Below are 21,177 nucleotides of genomic sequence, written 5' to 3'. Positions count from 1 at the left end.
AGAACCGTGCCGTCCACCCACCTGCCCTTGCCCGCGCCGTCGGCCGCCGTCCACCGATTGGTGGAAGTGCCCGGCGGCCGCATCCATCTGGTGGAACAGGGCAGTGGCCCCCTGGTTCTGCTGGTGCACGGCTTTCCCGAGTCGTGGTACTCGTGGCGCCATCAGCTTCCGGCACTCGCCGCGGCGGGTTTCCGCGCGGTCGCGATCGACGTGCGCGGGTACGGCCGTTCGTCCTGTCCCGGGGAGGTGGAGGCGTACCGGATGCCCGTCCACGTCTCCGACAACGTCGGGGTGGTACGGGCGCTCGGCGAGCGGACCGCGACGATCGTGGGGCACGACTGGGGGGCGGTCATCGCGTCCGGCAGCGCGCTGCTGAGACCGGACGTGTTCACCTCCGTGGGGCTGCTCGGTGTCCCGTACGCCCCGAGGAGCGGCCCCCGGCCGACCGAGGTGTTCGCCCGCGTCGGCGGCGCCGACGAGTTCTACGTCGGCTACTTCCAGGCAGCGGGACGGGCCGAGGCGGAGATCGAGCCCGATGTGCGCGGATGGCTGGCCGGGTTCTACGCCGCGCTCTCCGCCGACACGATGCCGCCGGGCGGGGCGGACAGTCCCTTCCTCGTGCCGCCGGGAGCGCGGATGCGTGACCGGTTCCCCGCCGGGGTGCTCCCGTCCTGGCTGAGCGAGGCCGATCTGGACTTCTACGCGGCGGAGTTCGAGCGGACCGGGCTGACGGGTGCGCTGAACCGGTACCGCAACGTCGACGGGGACTGGGAGGACCTCGCCGGCCTGGACGGGGCGCCGCTCACCCCGCCGTCCCTCTTCATCGGCGGTGAACTCGACCCGTCGACCGGTTGGTCGGCCGACGCGATCGCCGCCTTCCCCGCCACGCTCCCCGGCCTGGTCTCCTCCCACATCCTGCCGGGCTGCGGCCACTGGCTCCAGCAGGAACGTGCCGCGGAGGTCAACCGCCTGCTCGTCGCATGGCTGCGCTCCCCGCGGGTGCGCGCCGCCGGGTGAGCGCCCGGGGCACCGTACGATTGGCCGGCACGGCCGACGCGACGGGGTCGCCGAAGGACCGTCGGCGTCAGGGGCCCAGGCTGCTGACGACGTCGGCCGTGGCCGTCAGGCCGTCCTGGATGGTCGGCGCCATGCTCGTGCCCGCGAGGAAGAACCCGAGCAGGGCGCAGACCAGCGCGTGCGAGACCTTCAGCCCCCCGTTGCGGAGGAAGACCACAGCGAGGATCAGCAGAAGCAGCACCAGTGAGATCGAAATGGCCATGGCCAACCTCCTCCGCCGCGCCGGAATGCGGCATTCGGCCGCCAGTGTGGCGTAGTGGGGAGGCCGTCCGATGGACTTGCATGTCCGCCATCCGGGTGTTGTCCGGGTGTTGTCGGCTGTCACGTACCGGCCCCGGCGCGCCGGAACGGCCGCCGGGGCCGATCCCGTCGCTGCGGGTGCCCCCGTCGGGCGAGTGCTCCAGGTCCGTCAGGTCATCGGTGCCGAGGCGATCGGCCTCTGGGTCCTCCCCGGCCCGGCCGCTCTGCGCGCGCGACGCCGGCGGGGAGCCGACGGCCTCGTCACGGCGGCGGTCCCGCGGGCGCGGTCGCCGCTCATCCCGCCCGGCACGCGCCCTCCCGGGGCTCGGGGGTCGCCGGGCCGGGCTCGCAGATCTCCGGCCAGCCGACCGTGCGGTCGCACCAGCGTTCCAGCAGGACCCGGTCATGGCCCACGGCCAGCAGTCCGGCGCCCGACTCGTGCCGGTACGCCTCGACGACCGCGACCAGTGCGGCGGTCGTCGACGCGTCGAGCATCGCCGTCATCTCGTCGCAGATGAGCCAGCGCGGGCGCAGCACCAACGCCCGGGCGAGGCAGGCGCGCTGCAGCTGTCCGTCGCTCACCTCGTGGGGGCGGCGGCCCAGCAGTTCGGCGGTGAGTCCGACGGCCGGTGCGAGTTCCGCCACCCGGTCCGCCACCTCGGCGCGCCGGCCGGTGGCCCGCAGCGGCTGAGCGATGAGTTCGCGCAGGCTCAGCCGGGGATCGGCGGAGAGCCGGGGCTGCTGGAAGACGACGCCGACGGCGATGCGCTGTTCCCTCGGGGCCCGGTGCCGCCAGCCGCGTACCGGCAGGCCGTCGAGGGTGAGCGTGCCCGCGTCCGGCCGGTGCAGCAGGGCGGCCACCTTGGCCAGGGTGGACTTGCCGCAGCCGCTGGGCCCGAGGAGCCCGACGGACTCCCCCGGCTCGATGGCCAGCGAGGCGTCACGGACCACGGGGGCACGACGGTCGTACCCGGCGGTGATACGGGTGAGTTCAAGCACGGGCGGACTCCTGCGCGTACGCCGGCGCACCATGGTGGCAGGCGAGACGGCCGTCGAACGGGGGTGGCGCGGAGCATCGGTCGTCGGCGCGCGGGCAGCGGGCCGCGAACGCGCAGCCGTCGGGGAGCGCCCCGAGCTCCGGCGGCATTCCGGGGATGGGGAGGAAAGCGCGTTCCGGCAGGGCGTCGAGGAGCCCGCGGGCGTACGGGTGGCGTGGCCCGGGCTTCCCGAAGAACCCTCCGGCGTCGGCGATCTCGACGATGCGGCCCGCGTACATGACGGCGACGCGGTCGGCGATCCGTTCGGCCGCCGCCAGGTCGTGGGTGATGATCAGCAGCGCCCGGCCGCCGTCGGTGTGGCGGCGCAGTTCGTCCACGGTCCGCTCGACCAGGTCGCGGTCGAGCCCGGTGGTGGGTTCGTCGGCCAGGAGCAGGGGCGCGTCGCCGATCAGGGCGAGCGCGGTGGCGGCGCGCTGGGCGAGGCCGCCGGAGAGCTCGTGCGGGTAGCGGTCCAGGTGGCCGGGCGGGAACGCGGCGCGTTCGGCGGCCCGTTCGGCGGCGGCGCGCAGCTCCGGCCTGCGGGTGCCGGTCAGTTCACGGAGGGTCTCCTCCAGCTGGGTCCGGACGGTGCGCACCGGGGTGAGATGGGCCGCGGGGCTCTGCGGGACAAGTCCGACGCGGCGGCCCCGCACCGTGCGGGCGAGGGTCTTCTCGTCGGCGGTGAGGAGGTCGGTGCCGTCCTGGAGAACCGCCGAGCCCCCGGTCTCCGCGTTGCCGGGGAGCAGTCCCAGCAGCGCGGAGGCGAGGACGGACTTGCCGCAACCGCTCTCGCCGACGAGGGCCAGGCACTCCCCCGCCGCGAGGTCGAAGTGCGCGTCGGTGACGGCCGCGATGTGCCGTCCGCCACGCATCCGGAAGCGGACGCAGAGCCCGCGGACGGAGAGGACCGGGGCCGCTGGGGCCGGGGTCCCGGTGCCCGGGGACGGCAGTCGCGGGGTGGTCGTCACAGCATCAGCTCCGATCGGCGGCGCGGGTTGATCCGTTCCCGCCAGGCACCGGCGAGGCCGGCCAGGGCGAGGGTCGGGACGATCAGGAAGAGGCCGGGGAAGAGCGTCGGCCACCAGTCCCCGGCGAGCAGCGGACCGCGCGCCGTTTGTACGAGGTTGCCCAGGCTCGCCTGGTGGGCGGGCAGCCCCAGCCCCAGGAACGAGAGGGCGGACTCGTGCCACATGGCGTGCGGCACCATCAGCACCGCGGCGAGACCGGCCTGCGGCAGCACCGCGGGCAGCAGGTGCCGGACGACGACCCGGCCGCGCGAGGCGCCCCCGGAGATCGCCGCGTCGATGAACGGCCGGGAACGCAGCGACAGCACCTCGGAGCGCACGATCCGCGCGGTGGACAGCCAGTGGGTGAGGGCGATGGAGACGATGACCGGGCCGACGCCGGGCCGGAACATGGCCACGATGAAGATGCCCAGCAGCAGGTGCGGTACGGACGAGAAGGTGTCCACGAGCCGCATGACGACCCGGTCGACCCAGCCGCCGAACACGGCGGCGAGCGCGCCGACGGCGGTGCCGACGACGGTGGCGGTGAGGCCGGCGACGACGCCGACGAGCAGCGAGACGCGCAGCCCGTAGATGCAGCGCAGCAGCAGGTCGCGGCCGACTTCGTCGGTTCCGAACGGGTGCTCCCAGGACGGCGGCCGGAGCCGGGCCGAGAGGTCGACGGCCTGCTGGTCGAGCTGGACCAGCGGGGGGACGAGGAGGACCGCGAGGAGGACCGCGGCGGTGATCCCGGCGGAGCACAGCAGCCGGACGCGGCGGCTGGTGCGGCGGGTGGATCCGAGAACGGCCTCAGCCATCGAAACCCACTCTCGGGTCGGCGAGCGCGTACAGCACATCGGACAGCAGGTTGCCCAGCACGACCGCCGCGGTGGCGAGCACCGTGAGCGCGGCGAGCAGCGGGAAGTCGACGGAGGTGGCGGCCTGCACGGTGGCCGCGGCGATGCCCGGCCAGCTGAAGACCGTCTCGACGAGCAGGGCTCCGGTGATGAGTTCGGGGACGCGGGAGCCGATGAGGGTGAGCATCGGCAGCATCCCGGAGCGCAGCGCGTGGCCGAGCAGCACGGTCCGTTCGCGCAGCCCGCGGGCGCGGGCACCGCGCACCGGGTCCTCGTCGAGCGCGTCGGCGACGCCCTGGCGCACGTAGAGGAAGAACCACGGCAGCTGCGAGATCCCGAGCACGGACGCGGGGAGCACCAGATGACCGGCGACCTGGCCGAAGGTGACCGTGTCGCTGGCCGCGTCGGTGAGGCCGCCGGCCGGGAGCACGCCGAGTTCCACGGCGAAGAACCAGATGGCGAGCAGTCCCAGCCAGAATGCCGGGGCGGCTTCGAGGGTGTACGCGGCCGCGGAGACGCACCGGTCGAGCAGGCCGCCGGGCCTGCGGGCGGCCAGGACACCCAGGCCCGTGCCGAGCACGATGGCGACGAGGAAGGCGGTCCCGGCGAGCAGCACGGACCAGCCGAGGCGCTCACCGATGACGTCGGCGACCGGCTGGCGCATCACACTGGAGACGCCGAGGTCGCCGTGGAGCGCGGCGGTCAGCCAGTTCCACCAGCGGGTCACCAGTGGCTGGTCGACGCCGAGATTGGCGCGCAGCTGGTCGAGGTTCTCCTGCGACGCGGTGAGCCCGGCGGTGCCCGCGTACGCCTTGACCGGGTCGAAGGGCGAGGCGGCGGCGACGGCGAAGACGCCGAACGTCACGGCGAGGAGGACGGGGACGGCGAGCAGTGCCCGCCGTCCCGCCATCCTGCCCATCGGCCCCCAGGGGAGGCGGCGGCTCACTTCTTGGGCGTCCAGTCCTCGACGTTCCACCATGGGCCGGTGGCCAGGCCGTGGTCGTGCGGCTCGACCTGGGTGGTGAGCGCGCCGAACCGGTCCTTCACGACGTAGAGGTGGTCGATGTGGGTGAGGAAGGTGTAGCCGGGGTCCTTCACCAGTTCGCGCTGGACGGTGTCGTAGGCGGCCTTGCGGGCGGCCTTGTCGCCCTTCCTGCGGCCTTCTTCGAGGGCCTGGTCGATGGTCTTGTTCTCGTACCGGGCCATGTTGTTGAAGCCGTCGCCCGCCAGGGAGGACTTCAGCAGGGAGTACTGGTCGAAGTCGGGGTCGGCGGGCGATCCGCCGCCGGCGAGGACCGCGTCGTGCTTCATCCGGGGCTCGATGACTTCCCAGGTGCCGGACTCGGTGGTGATGTCGATGCCGACCTTCTTGGCGTCGGAGGCGTAGGCGAGGGCGTGGTCCTGGCGGAGCTTGTCGCCGGTGAGGTACCAGAGCGGGAACGCGGCGCGCACGCCGTCCTTGACGCGGATGCCGTCCTTGCCGGGCTTCCAGCCGGCGGCGTCGAGGATCTTCTTCGCGGCGGCCGGGTCTTGGGCGCGTTCGGTGCCCTTGGTGAACCACTCGCTGTCGGTGGGGACGGGACCGTAGGCGGGCCTGCCCTCGCCGTTGAGGATGGAGTCGACCATGGCCTGCCGGTCGACGGCGACGTCCAGGGCTCGCCGGATCGCGGTGTCGCCGGTGACCTTGTTGTGCGTGGGCAGGGTCACGTTGCGGTAGTCGTAGGTGGTGGCGGCGTACGTCTTCGTGCCGCTGTCCTTGGCGAAGCCCTTGGCCAGGATGGGCGGCAGGATGGCGCCGTCGAGCTCGCCGGAGCGCAGCCGGGTGGCGCGCACGTCGTCGTCCTTGATGATCACCATGGTGAACTTCTTCACCTTCGGCGCGCCGCCCCAGTAGTGGGGGTTGGCCCGGAAGCTCAGCTTCTCGCCCTTGGACCACTTGGTGAGGAGGTAGGGGCCGGTGCCGACGGGGTGGGTGGTGAAGGCGCCGGTGTTGACGTCCTGCCCGGCCGCGACGTGTTCGGGGGCGATGGGCAGGACGGTGCGCTGGGCGAAGGGCGCGTAGGGGTACTTGAGGTGGAAGACGACGGTGTCCTCGCCGCTCGCCTCGACGCTCTTCAGTGCGTCGAGCTCGGTGCGGGAGGCGTTGTTGGTCCTCGGGTCCAGGACGGTGCGGTAGGTGAAGACCACGTCCTTGGCGCCGAACGGCTTGCCGTCGCTGAACTTCACGCCCTTGCGGAGCCGGTAGGTGTACGTGAGCCCGTCGGCGCTCACCTCGGGCAGGGCGGTGGCCAGCGCGGGGCGCAGCTTCATGTCCGCGTCGAGGGTGAGCAGCCCGTCGAATATCTTGGAGTTGCCGTCCTTGCCGTAGCCCAGGAGCGGGCTGAGGCTGTCGGGCTCGTACGCGATGCCGACCACCGCCGAGTCGCCCGCCCCCGAGCCGGAGCCGCCGCCGTCCGCGCCGTTCGGCGTCGAGCAGGCCGCCGCGGACAGCGACAGCACGGTCGCCAGTGTCACGGCGGCCGTGCCCCGTATCGATCGGCCCGTCATACTTCGCACACCCCTTATTGAAGATCGACTGTTATTGCGAATCGGTTGCAATTAAACAGCAGGTAAAGGGGTGCGCGGTACCGGGGCGACGGGACACGGGTGCACGGGTCCGCGATCGCGCCACCAACTCCCGTCGCTCGCCGGACCGTTCCTCCCGCCCGGTCACGACACGGAAAGTTCCACCAGTTCCGCGACGGCCGTACGGATATGGCCGGCGGATGCCGGGGCCGTCAGCGGGCCGCTCCCGCCGGAAGGACCGCGATCCGGCCGGTGGTGGCGCCGTCGGCGACGCGCTGGACGGCGTCCGCCGCGCCGGACAGCGCCACGCGTTCGCTGACGAGCGGCTCGACGACGCCCTGCGCGACGAGCCGGGAGAGTTCGCCGTGGCAGGCGAGGACCGCTGCCGGGTCCTTGGCGGCGTAGAGGCCCCAGTGGAGTCCGAGGACGGAGTAGTTCTTGACGAGCGCGTGGTTCAGGGCCGGGGCAGGGACGACGCCGCTCGCGAAGCCGACGACGACGATCCGGCCCTCGAAGGCGACGCACTTGACGGAGTTGGCGTACGCGTCGCCGCCGACCGGGTCGTAGACGACATCGGCGCCGCGTCCGCCGGTGAACTCCTTGACCGCCGTGACGATGTCCTCGGTGCAGCGGTCGACGACCAGGTCGCAGCCGAGCGCGGCGGCGGTCCGCGCCTTCCCGGGCCCCGGGACGACACCGATGACAGTGGCTCCGGCGGCCTTGCCGAGCTGGACGGCCGCGCTGCCCACGCCGCCAGCCGCCGCGTGGACCAGGAGGGTCTCGCCCTCCCGGAGGCGGGCGCGGCGGTGCAGTCCGAACCAGCCGGTCTGGTGGCCGATGTGCAGCGCGGCGGCCTCGGCGTCGTCGAGGGATGCCGGGGCCGGCAGGAGCGCCGACGCGCCGACGAGGACGTACTCCGCGAATCCGCCGTCCGGCAGGGCCGCCGTGGCGAGCACCCGGCGCCCGTCCGGCATCTCGCCGCAGATCTCCACGCCGGGCGTGAACGGCAGCGGGGGCCCTACCTGGTACTGCCCCCGGCAGAGCAGCGCGTCGGGGAAGTTGACGTTCGCAGCGCGCACCCTGAGCAGCACCTGGCCCTCCCCGGGCACGGGGCGTCCGGTCTCTTCGAGCCGCATCACCTCGCCCGGCTCGCCGTTCCGGTGCACTCGCCATGCCTGCATGAGGGGCCTCCGCAACGCTGTCGAACACGGTCGGCGAAACCATCGCCGCAGCGCATACCAAGCAGTCGCTTGGCTCCTGGGAACGATCCGGCCGCCGGGACGCTCCCCCGGCGGCCGGTTCAGGCCAGCGAGAGGAAGAGCTTCTCCAGCCGCGCCCGCATCTGGTCCCGGTCCGCCGGCTCGTTCCCGCCGTCGGCCAGGCACTGCTGGAGCCCGGTGGCGATGATCGCGAAACCGGCGCGGTCGAGCGCCCGGGACACGGCCGCCATCTGCGTGATGACGTCCTCGCAGTCCCGGCCCTCCTCGACCATCCGGATGATCGCCGCCAGCTGCCCCTGAGCGCGGCGAAGGCGATTGAGGACCGACTTCAGTTCGTCGGCCGCGATGTCGAGTTGCACACACCCTCCTCTGATACCCCAAGGGGTATTCTAACCTGAATGGGGACGGATGGGCCGAGCTCCCTCCGTGTCCCCGGTGGACGAAAGGAAGACTGTTCGTGACCAGCACCGCCTCCCTCTCCCCCGCCCAGGCCGCGGCCCGGCTCGCGGAGTTCACCGTCGTCGACGTGCGGGCCCCTGGCGAGTACGCCTCCGGGCACGTCCCCGGCGCGCTGAACATCCCGCTGGACCGCCTCCCCGAAGCGGTGCCCGCGCTCAAGTCGGCCGCCGCCCGCGGTCCGCTGCTCATGGTGTGCGCCTCCGGAGTCCGCTCGACCCGGGCCTGCGACATCCTCGCGGCGGCCGATGTCGACGCCACGACCCTGTCGGGCGGGACGTCGGGCTGGGAGAACGAGGGCCGTGCGCTCGACCGCCCCGCCGGCGCCCGGACGACCTGGCCGATGGAACGTCAGGTCCGGCTCGCCGCGGGTTCGCTCGTGATGGCGGGGCTGCTGACGGGCCTGCGCTTCCCGGCCGCGCGCTGGCTCTCCGCCGGTGTCGGCGCCGGGCTGGTCTTCTCGGCCGTGACCAACACCTGCGGCATGGCGGCGGCCCTGTCGAAGCTGCCGCACAACCGCGCCCCGCGCCCGGCCACGGACCTGGACGCGACGCTGCGGGCCCTCCAGGGCTGACCCGCGCCGCACCCGGCGCGCGGGCGCCGGTCGCGAGAGCGCGTGACCGGCCTCCTGCGCCCGTGCCGACGGGTCGGATCTCGTCCCGACGAGGGCCGGCAGCCGGTCGAGGACCCGCAGACACACCGCGCTCAAGGGTCAACCACCCGACGTCGTCGGCGTGGGCGTCGAGGGAGGGCAGTCCGCCGGTGACGAGGACGGCCTTCAGTCCTTCGGGGGCCGCCGAAGGACTGGCCGAGGACCGTCCGCGGTTCGCCGCCGGTCAGCCGGGTCCGGATCAGCTCGCAGTCGCGCACCATGGCGTCGGCCCGGAAGTGCGCGAGATGGTCGGCCTGCTCGCGCGGGCCGCCGCGCAGCGGCAGGGTCATACGCATGAGTCATGTTGCCGACGACCGCCCTGGTGCGCCGGAGCGGCAACCGTCGAGGGACCGGGCGCCCTCCCGCGCACGGGAGGGCGCCCGGCACCGACGCTCCGCCGTGCCCGTACGGTGTGACCGACAATCCATGGGTGATCACTCACCCTCGTGACGAAGGCGGTTCCTCATGTCCCTGTTCGATCTGCCCGTCGAGGAGCTGCGCGACCACCGCAGTCGGTCGGTGGAACCGGCGGACTTCGACGCGTTCTGGTCGAAGACGCTCGACGAAGCACGGTCGTACGAGCTCGGCGCCCGGTTCGAGCGGTGCGCGGACACGGGGCTGAGGACGGTCGACGTGTACGACGTGACATTCGCGGGCTTCGGAGGTCACCCGGTGAAGGGCTGGTTCGTCCTCCCCGCCGGTACCACGCGGCCGCTCCCGGTGGTCGTGGAGTTCATCGGCTACGGCGGCGGGCGGGGCCTGCCGCACACCCATCTGCTCTGGGCGTCGGCCGGGTTCGCCCACTTCGTGATGGACACCCGGGGCCAGGGCAGCGGCTGGATGGCCGGCGACACCCCCGACCCGGTGGGCAGCGCGCCCGCGTTCCCCGGCTTCATGACCCGGGGCATCGAGGACCCGCACTCCTACTACTACCGGCGCGTGTTCACCGACGCGGTGCGGGCGGTGGAGGCAGCCCGGTCGCATCCGCTGGCCGACGCGGCGCGCACCGCGGCCGTCGGCGAGAGCCAGGGCGGCGGCATCACACTCGCCGTCGCCGGGCTGATACCCGATCTGGCGGCGATCGCGCCGGACGTCCCGTTCCTGTGCGACTTCCCCCGCGCGCTGACCGTCACCGACCGCAATCCGTACCGCGAAGTGGGCAACTACCTCAAGACGCACCGGGGCCGGGCCGAGCGTGCGAGGACCACCCTCTCCTACTTCGACGGGGTGCACTTCGCCGCGCGCGGACGGGCGCCCGCGCTGTTCTCGACGGCCCTGGAGGACATGACCTGCCCGCCGTCGACCGTCTTCGCCGCCTACAACGCCTACGCCCACCCGGACAAGGCCATCGAGGTGTACGACTTCAACGACCACGAGGGGGGCGGGCCGTTCCAGAAGGCCGCGCAGCTCGGCTGGCTGCCCGGAAAACTGACTGCCTGACCGGACACGGGATGCGTTCGGCGCGCCGCCCGTCCGGCCACGCCGGGCCGGGGGTTCGGGACCGGCGCGCCCGCGGGATGACCGCGCTGGGCGGTGCGCGGGGAGGCGCCGGAGCGTTCGCCGCGCCTCCCCGCGACGGTCGTCAGTGCTGCTCGGCCGCCGGTTCCAGGACGATGACCGGGATCTGCCGTTCGGTCCTGCGCTGGTAATCGGCGTAGTCGGGGAACGCGTCCACCGCGCGCCGCCACCACAACGCCTTCTCCTCGCCGGTGGCCTCACGGGCGTTCATGTCCTGCCGGACCGGGCCGTCCTGGAGCTCCACCCGGGGATCGGCCACGACGTTGTGGTACCAGACGGGATGCTTGGGGGCGCCGCCCTGCGAGGCGACCACGGCGTACATCCCCGCGTGCTCGACCCGCATGAGCGGGGTCTTGCGGATCTTCCCGCTCCTGGCCCCGCGGGTGGTCAGGATGACCACCGGCAGGCCGCGCATGGTGATTCCGTCCGTCCCGCCGGAGCTCTCGAACAGCTCGACCTGATCGCGGACCCACTTCTCGGGGCTCGGCTCGTACTCGCCCTGGAGAGGCATGGCATCTGTCCCATCGTCGACATGCGGATACCGAGGCCGTCGGACGCGCGCGGGCGCGAAGACGCACCGGGGTCGGGCACCGTGCCCCGGCGTGTCCGGCTGCTGCGAGCACTCTGTCATCCCCGCGCCGCCCGCACCGTCCTGACGGACTCGCGTGTCACTGCGGCGGGGCGCGGTTCCGGCGGCATCGGCCACGCGGTCCACGTCAGGGGTGCGGCGGATCCAGCCTCAGGTGCAGCATCGCCTCGAACCTGGCCTCCGGGTCGTCGAGTTCGATGCCCGCCACCTCGGCCAGCCGCTTGAGCCGGTAGCGGAAGGTGTTGGGGTGGACGTGGACGGCCGCCGCGGCGGCGGGCACGTCGCCGAAGGTGTTCAGCCACGCGTCCAGGGTCTCCGTGAGGGCGGTGTGGTGCCGGGCGTCGTAGGCGCGCAGCCGGACGACCGGCCCGTCGGGGATGTCGTCCTCGGCGGCGAGCCGTTCCCTCAGCTCCTCCAGGAGCGAGGCGGCATGGACGTCCGTGAGGCGGGCGGACCGGCGCCGCGAGCGCCCCGAGCCGAGGACGCGCAGTGCCCGGTCCGCGTCGGCGCGGGAGCGGCGCAGGTCCGCCGGGCGGACGGCGAGCCGCCCGATGCCGATGACCGCGGGCACCCGGTCGCCCACGCGGCCGAGGAACGCCTCGGCCGCCCGCAGGGCTTTTTCGTCCGAACGCGTGGGCAGGACCGCGTAGGTGACGCCTCCCGACGGCGCCGTGGCCGTACGGGGGTGGATCGCGGCCAGGTGCAGGGCGAGGGCCTCGGCGACGCGGTGGCCCGCGGCCACCCGGTCGGGGGCGGACGGCTCGCCGGTCACCCGGAGCGCCAGCACGCAGGCGGGCTGGGCGGACAGCCCCAGCCGTGCGGCGGCCTGCGGGGCGTGCGGCCCGCCGTCCAGAACGGTGGCCAGCAGGTCCGCGCGCAGCCGCCGTTCGGCGTCCTCGCCCGCGCGGTGGCGCAGCAGGTGCAGCGCGGCCACCTTCGCCGCCTCCTGGAGGGCCTGGGTGCGGTCCTCGCCCAACGGGCCGTCGACCACGACCCAGATCGAGCCGAGGATCTCGCCGCCCGCCCGGACTGCGGTCGCGACCCGGGGCTTGTCGGAGACACCGGTCACGTAGACGGGTTCCTCCTTGCGGTAGAGGGCGCGGAAGGCGCCGCGCCGTTCCAGGGCGCGCAGGTTCTCGGCGGACACCTGGCGGTCGAGGACGGTCGCGATCCTGGCGTCGTCGCCCTCGTCCTGGCGGCTGGAGAAGGCCAGCACCCGACCGCCCCGGTCCTCCACGGTGACGGGCCCGTCCAGCAGGGCGGCGGTCGCGTTGGCCAGGGCGAACAGGTCACCCGCGAGCGGTTCGGTGCCGCCCGCGGCGTCGGGGCCGCCCACGGTGCCCAGTTCGCCGATGGCAAGCAGCGACCGCAGCAGGGCGGCGACCTGGGCCCAGGACGCGCCGGGGGTCAGGCCGAGCACGGTCACGCCGGTGCGGTCGGCGGCCTCCGCCACGGGTCCGGCGACCGGGACCGGGGAACGCACCACCACGGCCACCGCACCGAGCCCGGCGGCCCGTTCGACGAGGGCCGCGACGGCCCCGGCGCCGTACACCCCGACGCCGAGCACCACCGCCCCGGGCAGCCCCGCCGGTTCGTCCAGCGGATCCTGGATGAGCACCCCGGTGACGGCGGTGGAGGGGTCGGCCTCCCCCGCCACCACCTCGATCAGCGTCGATCCCAGATCGTCGAGGATCCGGCCGAGCACGGCCCGCGGCTGCTCCGTCATCGTCACACGGTAGACGAGCGGGACACGGCCGCGGGCGGCTCCCCGGCCCGCCCGGTCACCGGGCCCGTCGGACGAACGCGGCACGCGTCCGTGCCGGTCACGGCGCCCCGGCGGGGTCAGGGGCGGCAGGGCGCCCGGCGGGGCCGGGTCACGGTGTGGTCATCGGCTGATCCATTCCGTCGATTCGGTCACCTCGGCCAGCCGCTCGGGGATCGGGGAGAGGCCGAGCCCGGGTGCGCGGGGCACGTCGAGACGGCCGTCCCTCAGTACGAACGGTTCGGTGATGTCGGTGCGGTAGTACCGGTCGGAGGCGGAAGTGTCGCCGGGCAGGGTGAAGCCGGGCAGGGCGGCGAGGGCGACGTTGGCGGCCCGCCCCAGGCCGGTCTCCAGCATGCCGCCGCACCACACCGGGACACCGTGCGCGGCGCACACGTCGTGGATCCGCCGGGCCTCCAGGTAGCCGCCGACCCGCCCCGGCTTGATGTTGACGACCGAACAAGCGCCCAGGGCGATGGCGTCGGCCGCCGAGCGGGCGGAGACGATGGACTCGTCCAGACAGATGGGGGTGCGGACCCGGGCGGCGAGGGCGGCGTGGCCGCGTACGTCCTCCTCGTCCAGGGGCTGTTCGATGAGCAGCAGTCCGTACGGGTCGAGCCGGGCGAGGTGCCCGGCGTCGGCGAGGGTGTACGCGGTGTTGGCGTCCACCTGGAGGAGCACGTCGTCGCCGAAGCGCTCCCGGACCGCGCGCACGGGCTCCACGTCCCAGCCGGGTTCGATCTTCAGCTTGATCCGGAGATAGCCCTCGGCCAGGTAGCCGTCGACGGCGTCGAGCAGGGCGGGGACCGAGTCCATGATCCCGACCGACACCCCGGCGGGCACCCGGTCCGCCGTGGCCCCCAGCCACTGGCCCGTGGACAGGCCGTGGGCCCGCAGCCAGGCGTCCAGCACCGCGGTCTCCAGCGCGGACTTGGCCATCCGGTGGCCCTTGAACGGGGCCAGCGCCGGGGCGACGGCCCAGGGGTCGAGGTCCGGCAGGGCGGCGAGCGCGGGCACCAGATGACCGCGCAGCACGTCCGCCGCGCCCGCCGTGTACTCCGAGGAGTAGAGCGGATCGGCCGTCGTGACGCATTCGCCGTAGCCCTCGTGGTGCTCGGTCTCGACCCTGACCAGCAGGATCTCCCGGGTGTCCATGGTGGCGAACGAGGTCCGGAACGGCGCGACCAGCGGCATCGCGATCCGGCGCAGTTCCACACCGACGAGCTTCATCCCTGCTTCTCCTGACGTCTGTCGATCACGTACCGGCCGTCCCGGGTGAATCCGGTGACGGTGCGTCCCTGGGCCATCAGGCCGCCGAGCACCTCGCGCAGCGCGTACCGCCACTCGCGGGCCAGCGACGGGTCGGTGCGGCGAAGTGCCTCGGCCTCGGTGGGGATCCGGACCAGGACGGTGTCGCCGTCCCGGTGCCCGACGGCGGGACGGCCGTCGGGTTCGGCGTCCAGGCCGACGACCGCGTGCCCGCCCGCGTCGTCGACGGTCACGCGGTGGGGGGCGCCCGCGGCGGCGGCCACGGCGCGGTCGCCCGCCAGCTCCCAGTGGACCATCAGCCGGTCCGACTCGGTCCCGGCGTTCGCCTCGTCCTGCATCGCCCCGTAGAAGTCGGCGAGGTACTCGCTGGGCGCGGCACCCAGTTTGGACAGGTTGAAATAGGCGTTGCGGCTGATCAACGGGTCGAAGGTCCAGGTGATCGTGGTGATGCCGCGGGCCAGGGCCCAGGCCCGTTGGTGGAGTTTGACGGCGAAGCCTATGTCGCGGCCCCGGGCGGCGCCGTCCACCCCTGCGATGTGCGAGTGCAGTCCGGCGGTGGCCAGGAAGCCGAGGCAGAACCCGATCATGCGGCCGTCGCGGTGGACGCCGACGACATAGCTGCCGGAGTGCGCGAAGACCCGGAGCAGTTCCGGGGTGATCAGCGGGTTTCCTGGCACCGGCCGCCAGACCCGGTCGAGTAGCCGGCAGGCCTCCCGCATCTCGTCCAGCCCGTGCAGTTCGCAGAGGGTCACGCCGGCCCGCCGTGCGGCCAGGCCGGCTGCGGCGGCCGCCTCGGCCGCCCGGGTCCCGTTCACGGTCCCACCCGGTCCGGGGCGCCCAGCGGCTCGCGCAGGAGCGAGGCCACCAGTGAGGCCACCAGGGCGGTGCGGCGTGGGAGTTCGGCGACGAGAACGTGTTCGTCGGCGGCGTGCGCCCCGCCGCCCACGGCGCCCAGGCCGTCCAGGGTGGGCGTGCCCGCACCGGCGGTGATGTTGCCGTCCGAGGCGCCTCCGACAGCGACCCCGCGCAGCGGGCCTAGCCGGGTGCCGATCCGTGCGGCGACCCGGGCGCAGTCGGCGACGGCGGCCGGGTCCTCGCTGGGCGATTCGGTGCGGACCAGTGCCCCGATGTCGGCCAGGAGGTCCGGCAGTCCCGCCTCCAGGGTCTCCGGGGCGGCGGCGAGTGGCGTCACGTCAGCCCGCCTTGGGGGTGGCGCGGCCACCGTGGTGGAGGTACGGCGTGCCGTCGGCGAGGGTGTAGAAGACGACCGGGGCCCAGGACTTGGCCCCCGGCCGCCGCACCACGAACAGTCCCGGCTCGACCGGGCGCATCGCGTACTCCCGCTCCGTCTCGGCGACCAGTCCGGCCAGCGGTCCGGTGATCCGGTCGAGCATGACCAGGCCGCCGTCCCGTTCCACGATCTCCATCCGGCTGGAGAGCCGCTCGTACACGCCCACGTGGTCGGCGGGGTCCACCGCCACCGGTTCCGCGGCCGGCTCGATCCCGGGACGCATCGTGACACCGGCGAGGTCCCGCGCGATCTCGGCGAACACGTCGCGGTAGAGACTCGCGGTGTCACCGCCGTTGGTGAGCAGACAGATCGCCAGGTCGGCCTCGGGCAGCACCCGGAGGAACGCGCTCTGTCCGATGGTGCCGCCGTCGTGCCCGTACACCCGGTGTCCGTCCCAGGTGTCGAGGAACCAGCCGAGCCCCCAGGAGTGGGCCAGGTTGTACGGGTCGGGGAGCTCGACCTGCGGGGTCTGCATGGCGGCGACGCTCTCGGCCGAGAGGATCCTGGTGCCGTCCTCGGTGACGCCGTCGTCCCTGTGCAGCCGGGCGAACTTCAGCACCTCGCGCGGCGTCGAGCAGATCAGCCCGGCCGGTCCGGCCGAGCGCATCATCCCCCACTGCGGGGCCCGGGCGGGAGGGTCGCCCAGGTGTCCGACGGCGGCGCGGAAGCGCAGCGCGTCCTCCGGCAGGGTCACGGTGTGCGTCAGGCCCAGCGGGCCGTACAGGCGTTCCCGCATGAGCCGGTCCCACTGCACACCGGTGACGACCTCCAGCACCCGGCCGAGCAGGGTGAAACCGGCGTTGCAGTACGACATGGTGGCGCCGAGGGGGTGATTGGGAGCGGTGTCGGCCAGCAGTGCGGCGAACTTCTCCAGGCAGTCGTCGCCCCGGCCGGTGTCGGTGAAGAGGTCGCCGTCGATTCCACTGGTGTGGGTCATGAGGTGACGCACCGTCACCCGCCGGGTCAGCTCCTCGTCGGCGAGCCGCAGCTCGGGGAGGACGGAGACGAGCGGGGCGTCCAGTTCGAGCAGTCCCTCGTCGACCAGGGACATGGCCACGGTGGTGGTCCACACCTTGGTGATCGAGCCGACCTGGAACAGGGTGTCGGGCGTGGCCTCGATCCCGGCCTCGGTGTTGGCCAGGCCGACGGCGGCCTCGGCGACCAGTTCGCCGCGGTGCAGGATGCCCAGGCTCGCACCGGGGACGGAGTGCCGCGCGGCCAGTTCGGCGAGGCGGGCGGTCCAGTGGGCGGACAGATCGGTGGTGGTGTCGGCGGTGTCCGTGGTGTCGGTCATGTTCGGCTCCGTTTCCGTCGGGTTGGGCGGTCGGGGGCGATGTTGTCGTCAGCGGTCAGCGGTCGGCGTACGTGATGATCCATTCGACCGGCCGACGGAAGTGGTCCTCCCGGTGCGAGGGCCGGCCGTCCAGGAGGAACAGGTGCGACCCGCCGGGATACAGGACCATCCGGACCGGGACGTCCCGGGGCCCGCGCGTCCTTCTGCTTCTCGTGTCCGTGCCTGTGGCGCTGACCATGGTCTCCTCCGAAGAAGCGGTGCCCCGCCGCCGAGTGCGGAAACAGTAGGCAGCGGTGCGTCGGCCGTGCGTGGTGGCACCGCACGAAATACCGCCTCACCGATGGTGCGCCGCGACGAAGACGAACGCGGTGCCAGGGAGGTGAACGGTTCGCGAGGGCGGCTCGGGCCCCCGGCCCGAACGGGCCCGCGCGGGCCGGGGATAACCCTTTGCGGGTGGTCGCGGCGTCCGGGCAGGATGTGCCGGTGACTCCCCGGTACCAGATACGCGCCCAGTACGACGCCCGCACGATCGTGGTCTACCAGGCGTATTCACCCGCGATCGCCGATCCCTGCTTGCGGGCCGGGCGCCTCGTGCCGCCGTTCTCGTTCCACCGGATGACGTGGATCAAGCCCTCGTTCCTGTGGCTCATGCACCGCAGCAACTGGGCCCGGAAATCGGGGCAGGAACGGATCCTCGCGGTACGGATCACCCGTTCCGGATGGGAGGAGGCGCTGTCCTCGGCGGTACTGACGACGGCCGATCCGGCAGCCGTGGCGCAAGCCCCCGTGCACGTGCAGTGGGATCCGGAACGCTCGTTGCGGGGTGCCGCGCTCAATCACTACAGCATCCAGGTCGGCGTCGGACGCGGGCTGATCCGTACCCTCGCCGAGGACTGGGTCGTCGGCCTCACCGACATCACCGCCCAGGCACGCAAGGCCGCGGAGGCGAAGCGGAGCGGGCGGGCGTCGCAGGCCCAGCGGCTGCTGCCGCCGGAACGGGTCTATCCGGTTCCGCCCGCCCTCGCGAAGAGGCTGGGCATGGACGGCTGAGCCCCGAACACGGGCCGCTCGGCCCCTTCTCGCGCAACACCGCGTGATCGGTCGTGTCGGCCTCGCGAGTTTGATGGTTTCGATGGTCCGTCAGGGACGGGACTCCGGTCAAACACCCGTGTCCCGGGGCGATTCACCGGTCTCCGCGAAGATCCCGCACCATCCGGAGCACACCCGTATGGCATATGTGAAGATCTGGCCATGAGTACCTCACCGCAGTCTCCGGCCGACCGGATCCAGACGGACCGGCCCCATTCCGCCCGCGTATGGAACTACCTTCTGGGCGGCAAGGACAACTACGCCGTCGACCATCGGATGGGCGACATGGTCCTGCAGGCGTTCCCGGACTTCGCCGCCATCGCCCGCCTCCAACGGGCCTTCCTCGCCCGCGCGGTGCATTTCCTGACCGCGGAGGCCGGCATACGCCAGTTCCTCGACATCGGCACGGGCCTGCCGACGGCCAACAACACGCACGAGGTGGCCCAGCGGGTGGCCCCCGAGTCCAGGATCGTCTACGTCGACAACGACCCGCTCGTCCTGGCCCATGCGCGCGCCCTGCTCACCAGCACCCCCGAGGGCGCGTGCGCGTACATCGACGCCGATGTCAGGGACGTCGACACGATCCTCGCCGAGGCCGGCGGGACACTGGACTTCACCAAGCCGGTCGGGCTGACCATGCTGGGGATCATGGGGCAGCTGCCCGACGAGGACGACCCATGGACGCTGGTCGACCGGCTGCTGGCGGCGCTCCCCTCGGGAAGCTATCTGGCCCTCAGCGACGGCACGAACACGAGCGACTCGCTGAACGAGGCCGTCGCCTCGTACAACGCGGACTCGGCCAGTTCGTACCATCTGCGCAGCCCCGAGCGGATCGCCGACTTCTTCCACGGTCTGCAATTGGTGGAGCCAGGCGTGGTGAGGACGTCGGCCTGGCGCCCGGATCCCGCCCTGGACGGGGTGGACGAACTGCAGGGTCACGCGGTGAGCGGCGTCGGGCTCAAGGTGTGAAACACCCGCTCCCCGGTGCCCGACCGCACGGTGTTTCCACCGCCTCGGCACCGGGGAGTCGGAAGGAGGCCGGAGGGCGGGCCGGACGCGCCGCGGGCTTCCCGGCGGGCCGTTCCGGCGACGGCGTCAGCGCCGGGCCAGCGAGCCCCGGATGAACTCCGCCTGTCCCGCGTGCTGCAGGTCGTCCGAGATGACGCTGATCAATCGGACCCCGAGCGTGACCGGTGGCGACCACGCCTCGTCGACGACGCGGTTCAGTGCCCTGCCGTCGAGTCCGCGGACGAACTCCAGGGTTCGTTCGTGCACGGCGTCGTGGTAGCCGAGCAGCAGGTCGGGCGAGCCCACGCGCACGGCGGCCACCTCCGAGGCGGTGTGCCCGTATCCGGTGGCGGACTGCTCGAAGGGCAGGTCGAAGTGGGAGGCCCAGTCCTGGGTGAACCAGATCTGCTCAGTACCGGAGGCGTCGGAGATGTGGTCGTCCTGGACACGGGTGAGGTGCCAGACGAGCCAGGCGATCGTGTTGGCCCCGTCGTCGAGCCGGGCGTGGAGGTCGGCGCGCGACGCGCCCTCGACCGCCGCGTGCACGGTCTCCCGGACGCGGCCGAACGCGTCCGTCAAAAGGTCAGCGCTGTTCATGCCCTCACCATGGCCGCTGCTCCGCACAGGCCCCGCGACCGACACGCGCGCCGCGCCAGGCGCCGACGCCCCGCCCGGCCGCGGCGCGCGGGGGCTCGGTGTTCGCGCGGGGCGGGGGGTTCCCGCCCGGCGATCAGGCCCGTGATGCGCCGGCTCGCGCGGCCCCGAGCGGCGGTGCGCGGAAGCTCGGGAGCCGCGCGGTGGTACGCCCGCCCTGCCGGTCGGACAGGAGCGCGGGCCGTCACGCCACGGACATGAGAGCGGTCGTGCCACGGGGTACGACGGGGCCGTCGGCCCATGGGGAGAGGCCGTCACTCCATGGGATAGATGTCCCCGCTCGCCATGCCGCTGATCTGCTCGCTCTCCGCCTCGATCCGGCGGGCCTTGTCCTTCAGGCGCCGGCGTTCCTCGGGATCGGTGGTGCGCTCGGCGGCCTCGTTGAGGTCCTTCGCCTTGGCGCGCAACTCCTTCACCCGGCCACGGTATTCATCCGACTCGCTCATGATCACTCCTTGGATCTGTGGGTGGAGCCGCCTCCGCCACGGAACCAGGTTTCCCGGGACACCGCACCCCAGACCATCACTCACCGTCACCGATTACGGGACGGAGCGTCCTGCGTCAGCCCGGCGTCCCGGGCGGCCAGCGCCGCACGGACGCGATTTCCCACCCCCAGCGTAGTCAGGATGCGGCCGACATGGGCCTTCACGGTGCTCTCGCTCATGCCCGACCGTCCTGCGATCTCCGCGTTCGAGGCCCCCTCGGCCGGCAGCGCCAGCACCTCGCGCTCGCGCGGCGTCAGCCGGTCCACCCGCTCCCGGCCCGCTCCGGTCCCCGTGCGGGCGGTGTGCGGGAAGCGGTCGATCAGCCGCCCCGGGCCGCGGACGGGTGCAGCAGGGCCGATCCCGCGGCCACGACGTGCACGGCCCGCAGGATCTCCGCCGGATCGACGTCCTTGAGCAGAAAACCGTCGGCCCCCACTCCCGGAATCGCCCCGCCCCGGGCACGTTCCGCGGGTGCCCGCCCGGGATCCGGCTGATCGTCAGCCCCGGCCCCGGCGCCGGTGGCACCTGGGGCGGAGGCGGGCCGTCCGGCGGGCGCCCGCGCCGAGGAATCCGAGCCCGATGCCCAGCATCCAGGTGTCCTTGGCCAGCGGAATGCCGTTCTGCGTGGGCCGCAGGCTCCCGGGTTCCCGCATTCCGGGCAGCCGGAGGTAGAGGCCCAGCAGCCCTCCCGAGAACCCGGTCAGCGCCAGCCCGGCCAGTCGCGTCGGCACGACCGGGGAGACCAGGGCACCGCCGATCGCGACCTCCGACCAGGCGAGCATCCGGGTGAATCGCCCGGGCTCGATCCTCCGCAGGAACGGGTAGGCGACGCAGGCCATGTCGTGCACGGTCCGCGCGGTTTCCTCGTCCGCCTTCAGCTTGCCCAGGCCGGAGTTCAGGAGGAACGCGCCGGTGGCGAGGCGGGGGGCCACATCGCGCAGTTCGATCGCCGTCGTCATGGGAGCCTCCGTCGGTCAGTGGTCCGGCCCCCCGTCGAGCTTAAGGGCTGTCCCGTAATCCCTGGCGGGCGCGCGGCGTCAGCTGCGGCACCTCGCCGCGTTGTCGGAACGTCCGCATACATCCAGTATGCGGACGCCCCTCCGCCTTGCG

23 protein-coding genes and 2 pseudogenes are annotated in these 21,177 nt (G+C 73.1%); 5 read left to right on the top strand and 20 right to left on the bottom strand.

The genetic code is table 11. From position 1 onward, the window contains the following. Nucleotides 1-6 precede the first annotated feature (6 nt). Nucleotides 7-1,017, top strand: coding sequence for an alpha/beta fold hydrolase (locus ACFYXM_RS21765; protein ID WP_389291518.1), 1,011 nt, complete (start codon nt 7-9; stop codon nt 1,015-1,017). A 67-nt stretch (nt 1,018-1,084) separates the two neighbouring features. On the opposite strand, the gene ACFYXM_RS21760 is transcribed toward ACFYXM_RS21765, so the two are convergent. The 8 genes from ACFYXM_RS21760 to ACFYXM_RS21725 all read right to left on the bottom strand — a co-directional run bounded on the left by ACFYXM_RS21760 (nt 1,085) and on the right by ACFYXM_RS21725 (nt 8,359). Further along, nucleotides 1,085-1,279 carry a hypothetical protein gene (locus tag ACFYXM_RS21760; RefSeq protein ID WP_389291516.1) on the bottom strand — a complete coding sequence of 65 codons (195 nt, stop codon included), beginning with the start codon at nt 1,277-1,279 and terminating at the stop codon, nt 1,085-1,087. A 332-nt stretch (nt 1,280-1,611) separates the two neighbouring features. Then, nucleotides 1,612-2,316 carry an ABC transporter ATP-binding protein gene (locus ACFYXM_RS21755; protein ID WP_389291514.1) on the bottom strand — a complete coding sequence of 235 codons (705 nt, stop codon included), beginning with the start codon at nt 2,314-2,316 and terminating at the stop codon, nt 1,612-1,614. Continuing rightward, nucleotides 2,309-3,226 carry an ABC transporter ATP-binding protein gene (locus ACFYXM_RS21750; RefSeq protein WP_389291654.1) on the bottom strand — a complete coding sequence of 306 codons (918 nt, stop codon included), beginning with the start codon at nt 3,224-3,226 and terminating at the stop codon, nt 2,309-2,311. Before ACFYXM_RS21750 ends, ACFYXM_RS21755 begins: the two co-directional genes overlap by 8 nt. A gap of 92 nt (nt 3,227-3,318) precedes the next feature. Further along, complete coding sequence (locus ACFYXM_RS21745; protein ID WP_389291512.1) at nt 3,319-4,176, bottom strand: ABC transporter permease; 858 nt, start codon at nt 4,174-4,176, stop codon at nt 3,319-3,321. Continuing rightward, on the bottom strand, nt 4,169-5,134 hold the full coding sequence (locus tag ACFYXM_RS21740) for an ABC transporter permease (protein WP_389291652.1): 966 nt from the start codon (nt 5,132-5,134) through the stop codon (nt 4,169-4,171). The genes ACFYXM_RS21745 and ACFYXM_RS21740 overlap by 8 nt, the downstream gene beginning before the upstream one ends. A gap of 23 nt (nt 5,135-5,157) precedes the next feature. Next, nucleotides 5,158-6,762: an ABC transporter substrate-binding protein gene (locus ACFYXM_RS21735; RefSeq protein ID WP_389291510.1), complete on the bottom strand. Its 1,605-nt coding sequence runs from the start codon at nt 6,760-6,762 to the stop codon at nt 5,158-5,160. A gap of 230 nt (nt 6,763-6,992) precedes the next feature. Continuing rightward, complete coding sequence (locus ACFYXM_RS21730) at nt 6,993-7,961, bottom strand: NADPH:quinone oxidoreductase family protein (RefSeq protein ID WP_389291508.1); 969 nt, start codon at nt 7,959-7,961, stop codon at nt 6,993-6,995. 119 nt (nt 7,962-8,080) lie between these two features. Further along, on the bottom strand, nt 8,081-8,359 hold the full coding sequence (locus ACFYXM_RS21725) for a metal-sensitive transcriptional regulator (protein WP_389291507.1): 279 nt from the start codon (nt 8,357-8,359) through the stop codon (nt 8,081-8,083). A gap of 98 nt (nt 8,360-8,457) precedes the next feature. Between ACFYXM_RS21725 and ACFYXM_RS21720 the strand changes: the two genes are divergently transcribed. Beyond that, nucleotides 8,458-9,030 carry a rhodanese-like domain-containing protein gene (locus tag ACFYXM_RS21720; protein WP_389291505.1) on the top strand — a complete coding sequence of 191 codons (573 nt, stop codon included), beginning with the start codon at nt 8,458-8,460 and terminating at the stop codon, nt 9,028-9,030. Between the two features lie 115 nt (nt 9,031-9,145). Here the strand turns inward: ACFYXM_RS21720 and ACFYXM_RS21715 are convergent. Then, nucleotides 9,146-9,401 (bottom strand): annotated as a pseudogene (locus ACFYXM_RS21715) (alpha/beta hydrolase); the annotation flags it as partial. A gap of 172 nt (nt 9,402-9,573) precedes the next feature. Between ACFYXM_RS21715 and ACFYXM_RS21710 the strand changes: the two are divergent. Beyond that, nucleotides 9,574-10,548 (top strand): acetylxylan esterase, encoded by a 975-nt coding sequence (locus ACFYXM_RS21710; RefSeq protein ID WP_389291503.1) that lies wholly within the window; start codon nt 9,574-9,576, stop codon nt 10,546-10,548. A gap of 142 nt (nt 10,549-10,690) precedes the next feature. Here ACFYXM_RS21710 and ACFYXM_RS21705 read toward each other — a convergent pair whose 3' ends face one another. From ACFYXM_RS21705 to ACFYXM_RS21675, 7 genes are all read right to left on the bottom strand, one after another. Further along, nucleotides 10,691-11,137, bottom strand: coding sequence for a nitroreductase family deazaflavin-dependent oxidoreductase (locus ACFYXM_RS21705; protein ID WP_389291501.1), 447 nt, complete (start codon nt 11,135-11,137; stop codon nt 10,691-10,693). Nucleotides 11,138-11,342: 205 nt separating this feature from the next. Continuing rightward, nucleotides 11,343-12,941 carry a helix-turn-helix domain-containing protein gene (locus tag ACFYXM_RS21700; protein ID WP_389291499.1) on the bottom strand — a complete coding sequence of 533 codons (1,599 nt, stop codon included), beginning with the start codon at nt 12,939-12,941 and terminating at the stop codon, nt 11,343-11,345. A gap of 159 nt (nt 12,942-13,100) precedes the next feature. Continuing rightward, complete coding sequence (menC, locus tag ACFYXM_RS21695) at nt 13,101-14,207, bottom strand: o-succinylbenzoate synthase (RefSeq protein WP_389291498.1); 1,107 nt, start codon at nt 14,205-14,207, stop codon at nt 13,101-13,103. Continuing rightward, nucleotides 14,204-15,061 carry a GNAT family N-acetyltransferase gene (locus ACFYXM_RS21690; protein WP_389291496.1) on the bottom strand — a complete coding sequence of 286 codons (858 nt, stop codon included), beginning with the start codon at nt 15,059-15,061 and terminating at the stop codon, nt 14,204-14,206. Before ACFYXM_RS21690 ends, menC begins: the two co-directional genes overlap by 4 nt. After that, nucleotides 15,058-15,438 (bottom strand): M20/M25/M40 family metallo-hydrolase, encoded by a 381-nt coding sequence (locus ACFYXM_RS21685; protein ID WP_389291495.1) that lies wholly within the window; start codon nt 15,436-15,438, stop codon nt 15,058-15,060. The genes ACFYXM_RS21690 and ACFYXM_RS21685 overlap by 4 nt, the downstream gene beginning before the upstream one ends. Before the next feature lies 1 nt (nt 15,439). After that, nucleotides 15,440-16,831 carry a serine hydrolase domain-containing protein gene (locus ACFYXM_RS21680; RefSeq protein WP_389291493.1) on the bottom strand — a complete coding sequence of 464 codons (1,392 nt, stop codon included), beginning with the start codon at nt 16,829-16,831 and terminating at the stop codon, nt 15,440-15,442. Nucleotides 16,832-16,886: 55 nt separating this feature from the next. Further along, nucleotides 16,887-17,069, bottom strand: a complete 183-nt coding sequence (locus ACFYXM_RS21675) for a hypothetical protein (RefSeq protein ID WP_389291492.1) — start codon at nt 17,067-17,069, stop codon at nt 16,887-16,889. A gap of 245 nt (nt 17,070-17,314) precedes the next feature. Here ACFYXM_RS21675 and ACFYXM_RS21670 point away from each other — a divergent pair, with 245 nt between their 5' ends. Both ACFYXM_RS21670 and ACFYXM_RS21665 read left to right on the top strand, forming a co-directional pair. Then, nucleotides 17,315-17,881, top strand: a complete 567-nt coding sequence (locus ACFYXM_RS21670; RefSeq protein ID WP_389291490.1) for a DUF4291 domain-containing protein — start codon at nt 17,315-17,317, stop codon at nt 17,879-17,881. Between the two features lie 201 nt (nt 17,882-18,082). Then, a complete protein-coding gene (locus tag ACFYXM_RS21665) occupies nt 18,083-18,889 on the top strand; it encodes an SAM-dependent methyltransferase (RefSeq protein WP_389291489.1) in 807 nt (268 codons plus the stop codon). A gap of 126 nt (nt 18,890-19,015) precedes the next feature. On the opposite strand, the gene ACFYXM_RS21660 is transcribed toward ACFYXM_RS21665, so the two are convergent. From ACFYXM_RS21660 to ACFYXM_RS21645, 4 genes and pseudogenes are all read right to left on the bottom strand, one after another. Beyond that, nucleotides 19,016-19,525 carry a DUF664 domain-containing protein gene (locus tag ACFYXM_RS21660; protein WP_389291487.1) on the bottom strand — a complete coding sequence of 170 codons (510 nt, stop codon included), beginning with the start codon at nt 19,523-19,525 and terminating at the stop codon, nt 19,016-19,018. 311 nt (nt 19,526-19,836) lie between these two features. Beyond that, entirely contained in the window at nt 19,837-20,028 is a 192-nt protein-coding gene (locus tag ACFYXM_RS21655) for a DUF6381 family protein (protein WP_389291486.1), read from the bottom strand. An 86-nt stretch (nt 20,029-20,114) separates the two neighbouring features. Then, nucleotides 20,115-20,500: pseudogene (locus ACFYXM_RS21650) on the bottom strand (LuxR C-terminal-related transcriptional regulator); the annotation flags it as partial. 64 nt (nt 20,501-20,564) lie between these two features. Then, complete coding sequence (locus tag ACFYXM_RS21645; RefSeq protein ID WP_389291484.1) at nt 20,565-21,026, bottom strand: hypothetical protein; 462 nt, start codon at nt 21,024-21,026, stop codon at nt 20,565-20,567. Nucleotides 21,027-21,177 lie beyond the last annotated feature (151 nt).

Source organism: Streptomyces sp. NPDC002476, from assembly GCF_042889785.1.
Classification (GTDB): Bacteria; Actinomycetota; Actinomycetes; order Streptomycetales; family Streptomycetaceae; genus Streptomyces.
The sequence above is the reverse complement of the archived record's forward strand: the minus strand, read 5'-3'. Positions and strand labels throughout refer to the sequence as shown.